The following is a 7,124-nucleotide window of genomic DNA, read 5'->3' as shown; positions in this document are numbered from 1 at the left end:
GTCTACCGGTGGCTCGCTAGACACCGGGCCTGCCGCACCGAACACGTCGGCCGCGCGCTCCTGCAACTGCCGTTTCCATTCCGTGATCTGGTTCGGATGCACATCGAACTGCTGCGCCAGTTCGGCCAGCGTCCGCTCGCCCTTGACTGCCGCCAGGGCCACTTTCGCTTTGAACGCCGCTGAGTGCGTGCGTCGGGTTCGTTTCGTCATTTCCTCGGTTCCTTTGCCTGCATTATCGCTGGCTCAGGCCCCGGCCGTTCCACTTATCCCGCTGTCCGATTTTGCGCGGCCACCTCTTTCTTCCAGTGCAACGTCAGCCGGAAGGGTCGACAGGAAGTACCTCAATGGGTCAGCGTCTCCAGGTGGCCACTCGATGAGCAGCCACTGCTCGGGCCGCAGACGCGCCTTGCCGCTATTGCCGCCGGCATGACGCACACGCACGGCTGCAAAACGTCCACTGAGCGTTGCGTTCGAACCTTCGCGCCAACTGATCGTCTGGAAGGCGGCAGAAGGCAGCGAATGCGCCAGGTCCTTGACGTTCGCCGGTTGTCGACTGCGCGTGCGCCGCGGCACCGCCGGCGGCCAGACCACGACCGCCGAGGTGATACCGACCACGTAGGGCAAGCCCAGATCGCTCAGACGCTGGCGAAACGCGTTATCCACCCCGTAGCCGGCATCCGCTAACACGCAATACCTAGGCGCGCCAGAGGCCAGCAGCGTTTTCATCTGTTGCAGAGCAATCTCAGTCTTGGTCGCGAACTTTACCTCGGCGGTTCCACTTCAAGTTTGAGGTCGTCTAACAGTCACGGCGACGCTCGCGCTGAGGACGAGCGCAGTGCCCGCGAGTTGCAGTGCTGTCATCGCCTGATCAAGCACCACGAAGCCCGCTAGTGTACCGATCGCCGGCTCTAGGCTCATCAGAATGCCAAACGAAGCGGCGGGCATGTGCCTTAGAGCCACCATTTCCAATGCATAGGGCAGTAGCGGTACAAGTAGCGAGAGCCCAGCCGTCGTGGCCAACTGCAGGGGAGGGACATGCAAACGATTCTCAGCGATCCCAAACGGCGTGACCGCCAAGGCAGCCACTATGAGCGATACTGACAGGCCTTCGAGTCCGTTGAAGAGCGTGCCGGCTTTCTTCACCAATACGATGTAGCTTCCCCAACCGGCCCCGGCGCCTGCGGCGAGCAGCATGGCTATGGGGTCGCCGATCCACCCTGCGGAGTCATGGGCAAGCAACAGCACGCCGGCAGCCGCGGGAAGCGACCAGACCAAGGTCCGCAGTCGCCGCGCGCTGGCCGTGGCGACCGTCAGCGGGCCCAGGAAGGCGATCGTAACTGTCAGGCCAATCGGTATTCGCTCGATTGCCGAGAACAAGCACAACGTCATCCCGGCCATTGCAATGCCCAGTGCGCCAGCTGCGACCCAGTGTCTCCAGGAGTAACGATGCAGCTTTGGACGCACGACGAGCGCTAGGATGACGGCCGCCCATGCAAGCCTGAGCCAGATCGTGCTGAACGTACCGAACGCATCCATCGTCGGCACGGACAGTGCGACACCAAACTGCACACAAAGCATGGACAGTAAGCCGAACAGGGCTGCGACGTTGGCAAGCCGATCCGGTGAGGCCGACGCAGGTCTGTCCGAAGAACGAGTGGTTAGCATATGAGACAAAGGCGAAGCGACGTGCGTCGCTGGGTTTGCACGCGTGGAATCTCGCGATGGATCTTCCTGAAGCTCACGGAAATTGAACGACGGAGACGATAGTACCTGGCAAAATGGTCGTGAGAATTGATCACCGTCAATGAGCGGGATTAGGGAAAGGCGAAAATAAAGATGTTCGTTGTGGCGTCGCCCTTCATTGGCTCTCAGTGGAGGCAAAGTTTGATGCTGGCGCTGGTATGGCATGACTTCAGTATCAGCCTCATTGGGCTAATGCTCCTCGGGGATTGTGTCTCCGAAGTTTATTCCCTCATGCTTGCATCAAGCCCTTAACTGGAGGAACCGATGAGCTACACCGACCTGGCGCTTCTTGAGCAACAAACCGCCGACCTGGCCGCTGCCTGCAGGGTGAAATTCTTCTCGACCGCGCCAGAGCTTGACGTGATCATCACCATGGACCCCGTTCACGTGGGCTACCTGACAGGCTATCGAAGCATCCTCCAGGATGCCGGACCGTATGCGCAGGCAGCGATCGCCACACGCGATCGAGTGGTCCTGATTACGGGCGCGAGCGACGCAGCTGCCGCTCTCGAGCAATTGGATGACGCCTCCTGCATCTGGCGATATGGCACCTTCTATGTGGGCGCAACGGCGGGAGTCGCGAGCTATGCGGACATGCCCGCGCAAGGCGCAAATTACGTCGATACGGTGGTGTCCGCCTTGCGAAGCTTTGATCTCCGTGGGGTACGAGCCGGCCTCGATACGCGGGACGAAAGGCTGACGCGGGCAATCTGGCAGCAGTTCCCACAGGCAGCCTTCCAGAACGGGGCACCGTCGCTGAAGCGCGCGCGCGCGACGAAGTTGCCAGCCGAGCTCGCCCTTCTTCGCCACGCGTCACACATTACTGATAGGGCACTCGAATCCGTCGTGCCGATGGTCCGCGCTGGCGTCACCGAGCTCGATATTGCACACGAAATCACCGGTACTATCGTTCGAGGGGGAGGCATCCCGCGCTTCGTCGTGGTGACTTCAGGCGAGCGCAGTTCCCGCGTTGACGCCTATGCTCGCAACAAACGCCTCGAAGCCGGGGATCTCGTGCGCATGGACATCGGTTGTACAGTAAATGGGTATTGCTCAGACATGGCGCGCACGCTGACTGTCGGCGCGCCGTCTCACGAACAGGCTCAGCGCTACGCGGCGTTGCTGGCGGGCGAACAGGCACAAATTGCTACATTGCGACCCGGAGCGTTGGTTAGCGACATTTTCAACATCGCTATTGATGCCGTTCGCAAAGGCGCTTTGCCGGAATATCAGCGGAATCACTGCGGACACGGTATCGGCTTGCAATCCCATGAATTTCCGTCGATCGCTCCCGGCTCCGACGTGCTGCTTGAGTCCGGCATGGTGTTCTGCGTAGAGACTCCGTACTACGAGCTCGGTTGGGGCGGCATGATGGTTGAAGATACAGCTATCATTACGGACGACGGGCACGAACTGCTGACCTGTTCATCGCGGGAGCTCTATCAGGTAAAGTAATGGATCAGCAGACTCACACCGGCTGTTTGCAGGCCATCAACCTTCGTATAGACAAGATCTCAATGAAGATCCAGTCACTTGAACGAGGCCTCGACGTAATGGAGTTGCTCAATGCGTCGCAGGAACCCTTGGGTACCCGTGAGATATCGCGTCAGCTCGGGCTAAGTCCGGCGATCGTTCAACGTCTGCTCAACACGCTGACGGAAAAGCACTATTTGCGGCGCGACCCTGTGACCAGGCAGTACAGTACTGGGTATCAAACCCTGAATATGGGCGCAGGGCTGATGGCTCGGGACACGCTGCTGCTCGAGGCCCGCAAAGAACTCCAGCACTTGGCGGACAGCATGCGCATCGACGGCTATCTGGGAGTACTCCAGGACAAGACCCCGATGTACTTGCTTTGTATCGACGGAAAGAGACCGGTCACCGTCAGGGTGCTTCCCGGGTCGCCAATTGGTTTGCACAACACGGCCATCGGTAAGGCTATCCTTTCGTCTTTTCCTGACGAGAAGGCGCTGGAACTGCTCCGAACGGAACCGCTGGAGCAGAGCACGGCCAAGACAATTACTGACCCGGAGCAACTCGTCGCGTCTTTGCACAGGATCCGGACTGACGGATATGTGTTGATTGAGGACGAACAGGTCGAGGGCATCTCGTCAGTTGGCGCTCCCGTCGGAGACGTCAGCGGACAGGTGCGGGCAGCGATCAGCGTCGCATACTCAATGCACTTCAGCCCCGACCTCGATCTGAAAGATGTGATCAGCGCGATACTGGGTGCAGCGAGTCGGATTACGCGCAACTGCGGGTTCCGTTCTGGATGACGGCTGGGACAGAAGCATGAGTGGGTCGAAAATTAATTTAATGTCTTAATGTCGAACTCGTCAGTTCAACATTTTGGCGCAAATGGCTTCTACATTCTTGAATGTGAGCTTGTACTCCGAAAACAAATTCTTTTGGAAGGGCTTAAAGTCAAGAGATGGAATCAACCATACACGCTGCAAGGCGGCGATCCGATGCACCTTTGGATTCGTGCTTTGCACGCCGCCGCTGGTAGAGCTTGCCTGCGCGTTAGCGCCGCCGCCTCGACACTGGATTTGTGCGGAAGTGGCATGCTGCGATCGAAGCATGACGTCTTGCCAAAGGCGTGTACGTACTCGGTCTGCAGAATGGCGTGGGGCCAGACGGGGAGTTGGAATGGGCGTGGATCAGGGGTTGCGAGACTCCCAGAATCAAAATGGAATGGACATATCTTCCGGGCTTGAGAACTGCCGATGAGCACGCCCGATTTCTTCCGCAGCCGCCTCCAGCGATGATCGATTTGCGTCACCCGCTGGCCGTACTGGCTAGTCGGATGGCATGGGGTGGATCGAAGCGACGTTGATGCCAATGTTCGAGCGGCGTGTTCGTGAAGAGCGGGTGCGCGCATAGGTTGGTCTGTTCGGCGTGACGCCGACGCTCGCTGTGCAGGATGTCAGCGCTGCAGGGCGTCCTCGCCGTAAGCGGCTCAGTTGGGCCGTTCGCCCTTTCGCGAGCGCGTAAAGCATGATGGTGTACTGGAGCGGCCGGTCAGGTAGCGGCATCTGGCGGACTGCCTGGCGTGTGTAGCTTGTCGGCGACATGCCAAGGCAGGAGCTCGTCGATGCGATTGATTTTGTGACCGGCGATATGGGTCAGCACATAGTCGAGGTAGGCACGCGGATCGATGTCATTGAGTATGCAAGTGCCAATCCGTGCGTAACATCGCGGCTGCCCGTTCGCCGCCGCTGTCTGATCCGGCGAATAAAAAAATTTTCCGACCCAGGCTTACACAACGCGGCACGTTCTCCGCGATGTTGTTATCTGGCATGCTCTTCGTGCGCGCCTCCCGGCGCGCACGCACCATATAAGTGGCGTATCGTGCGGGTTCCGGGATAGGGGCGTCGGGAGCATGTCTTTCGGGCAGGCCGGCATTAGGGCTACGCTGATCAAGCCGTGTAAACACAACGGGTTGCGACCAAGGCATGTGAAAACTTTTGAGATCGCGAATAACAGCCGTAAAAGCGAGCATTCCTGCTCATGTTGGGCTCCTTGAGGGGCCCTGCACGGGCTTGCCGCCCGTCTTTGGCCCTCTACGGGCGCACCTGTGCTGTCGAGCGACCTCGCCACATGTAAAGATTGGCCAGCGCGAGCGCAACGAAGGCGCGATTGGCATTTTTCGACAGCCCGCGATAACGAACCTTCGTGAAGCCCCACAGCCGCTTCACGACCGCAAACACATGCTCGACCCGGGCACGGATCTTCGACTTGTTGCGGTTCTTGCGCCGCGCCACTTCGTCGACGACGTCCTTGCGACGCGTGCGCTTGTTGGTGAAGTCACGTGCCTTCGGAGCCTTGCTGTGAATCAGTGCTTTCTGGCTCGCGTATGCGCTGTCACCGTAGACGCGTTGCTCCTCACCGTGCAGCAACTGTGGCAGCGGATGATTGGGTAGCCCCCTGCCTCTCGGCAGCGGGGCCCCCGAAGAACCGTACTTGCGGGCTGTCCCCGCATACGGCTCGAGCACAGCATTAAGCGTCGTACTGACGCCGGTCGCACCGGCACTGCATACGACCTTCGTACGCGTCACATCGTTGATTCACCTCGCTACCGAGGGCAAGGGCGCTGAACCTGGAACATGTCCGGCTACTCACAAGCTGCCCTGCGCGGAATCTCAAATGTAGGCCTACGACAACTGCACCACGCGGAAGTCTGCATCCTTTCAGATCAGGGCAAATTTTGAACCCCTATGTGGCCTATTACCGACCACCCTTCGCTTTTTCCGCGTTCTCATACCCACTTGTCCAACAGTTTCCCTTGCGAGTCACCTGCCTTTGCCCCCCCAAAAAAACTAGCGTGGGCGGACAATTGGGCTTACCACGTTCCCATCCTTGCCGACCCGAATGTTCCCTGTCTGTCTAGCGCCTGTCTCTCCCCCGGCAGCCCTTGTGACGACGTACTCCCTGACAAGACGGAAGCAACCGGCTGCACACCTTTTGGTCAGGGCCTAACAGCCGCTTTGGCCCATTCGTACTAACGAGGTTTATCAACAGTTCACTTATGTTGCGCATGCACAACTTGCCTGGCACCTCACACCGCACGGCGGCTGGCAGTGTCGATCTATCCCCCGTCGCCGGGGTGAACCGTCAGTCGCGAGGCGCGTTGTCTCCAGAGCTTCACACCCAACCGTTACCGGTTACGCATGTCTGGAGAGGCAACTGCTGGTCGTACAGCAAGGTCAATGCCGACGAAACGGCGCAGGCTGAGGCTGTCGTACAGCGCCTCTTCGCATGCAAGGTCGGCGAGATTGAACCAGTGCTGCACAAAATGGATTCGCAACATGCGCTCCAGCGCAATCGGCGGGCGACCATTGCCGCGTTTCGGATAAAACGGCTCCACCACCGCGCACAGCTGCGCCCACGGCACGATCGTGTTCATCTCATCGAGAAACACTTCGCGTCGCGTAGGTTTGCGCTGCGCCCCGAATCCCGCGCATTGATCGACAGCCATCGCCAGTGTCAGTTGCTTCATCGTTTTTTGCTTTCGCCGTTGCATGCTCACGCTATAACGCGTGACAGTCGTGAACGGTAGACTTGATCAGCATTGCCTTAAAGAGGCTCTGTTGAGATTTGAGTGGGTTATGCCGCATGCTGGTTGATCGAAGTGAAGTCGAGCTTGCCGGCGATCAGGAATAGCACGGTGCGCATGGTAGTGAGGTTGGCGTAACCGCGCGCGCGTCGCTTGGCGGCCTGAAACAGGCCGTTGAGAGCCTCCAGGAAGCCGTTGGTCTGACGCGTCTGGGTCCAGGCGACGATGCCGTCGAAGTGCTTGCGGATCATGCGCGCAACCTCCTTCATGGGTTCGACCTTGGAGCGCATCACGTTGGTACACCACTGCTCGAGCATCTCGGAGA

Annotated in this window: 6 protein-coding genes and 4 pseudogenes; 2 read left to right on the top strand and 8 right to left on the bottom strand. The window is 59.1% G+C overall.

Annotation, left to right across the window (positions count from 1 at the left end; all coding sequences use genetic code 11):
* The 3 genes and pseudogenes from M3A49_RS41655 to M3A49_RS41645 form a co-directional block, all read right to left on the bottom strand.
* Nucleotides 1–210 (bottom strand): transposase (locus M3A49_RS41655; RefSeq protein ID WP_133185892.1); only part of this gene is annotated, 210 nt, incomplete at its 3' end.
* An 87-nt stretch (nucleotides 211–297) separates the two neighbouring features.
* Nucleotides 298–768 (bottom strand): annotated as a pseudogene (locus M3A49_RS41650) (transposase); the annotation flags it as partial.
* A 12-nt stretch (nucleotides 769–780) separates the two neighbouring features.
* Nucleotides 781–1,665, bottom strand: coding sequence for an EamA family transporter (locus tag M3A49_RS41645; protein ID WP_028209171.1), 885 nt, complete (start codon nucleotides 1,663–1,665; stop codon nucleotides 781–783).
* A gap of 342 nt (nucleotides 1,666–2,007) precedes the next feature.
* Here M3A49_RS41645 and M3A49_RS41640 point away from each other — a divergent pair, with 342 nt between their 5' ends.
* Complete coding sequence (locus M3A49_RS41640) at nucleotides 2,008–3,198, top strand: M24 family metallopeptidase (RefSeq protein ID WP_028209172.1); 1,191 nt, start codon at nucleotides 2,008–2,010, stop codon at nucleotides 3,196–3,198.
* Nucleotides 3,198–4,019: an IclR family transcriptional regulator gene (locus tag M3A49_RS41635; RefSeq protein ID WP_254319227.1), complete on the top strand. Its 822-nt coding sequence runs from the start codon at nucleotides 3,198–3,200 to the stop codon at nucleotides 4,017–4,019. The genes M3A49_RS41640 and M3A49_RS41635 overlap by 1 nt, the downstream gene beginning before the upstream one ends.
* 60 nt (nucleotides 4,020–4,079) lie before the next feature.
* Here M3A49_RS41635 and M3A49_RS41630 read toward each other — a convergent pair whose 3' ends face one another.
* The 5 genes and pseudogenes from M3A49_RS41630 to M3A49_RS41610 form a co-directional block, all read right to left on the bottom strand.
* Entirely contained in the window at nucleotides 4,080–4,325 is a 246-nt protein-coding gene (locus M3A49_RS41630; protein WP_154678241.1) for a hypothetical protein, read from the bottom strand.
* Between the two features lie 439 nt (nucleotides 4,326–4,764).
* Nucleotides 4,765–5,038: pseudogene (locus M3A49_RS41625) on the bottom strand (transposase domain-containing protein); the annotation flags it as partial.
* A gap of 268 nt (nucleotides 5,039–5,306) precedes the next feature.
* Nucleotides 5,307–5,657, bottom strand: a pseudogene (locus M3A49_RS41620) (transposase); the annotation flags it as partial.
* 776 nt (nucleotides 5,658–6,433) lie between these two features.
* A pseudogene (locus M3A49_RS41615) lies at nucleotides 6,434–6,742 on the bottom strand (transposase); the annotation flags it as partial.
* Nucleotides 6,743–6,849: 107 nt separating this feature from the next.
* Nucleotides 6,850–7,124, bottom strand: a 275-nt coding sequence (locus tag M3A49_RS41610; RefSeq protein ID WP_266233925.1) for a transposase, incomplete at its 5' end; no start/stop codon positions are given.

The sequence above is a fragment of the Paraburkholderia sp. CNPSo 3076 genome, assembly GCF_026343935.1.
GTDB lineage: Bacteria > Pseudomonadota > Gammaproteobacteria > Burkholderiales > Burkholderiaceae > Paraburkholderia > Paraburkholderia nodosa.
The sequence above is the reverse complement of the archived record's forward strand: the minus strand, read 5'-3'. Positions and strand labels throughout refer to the sequence as shown.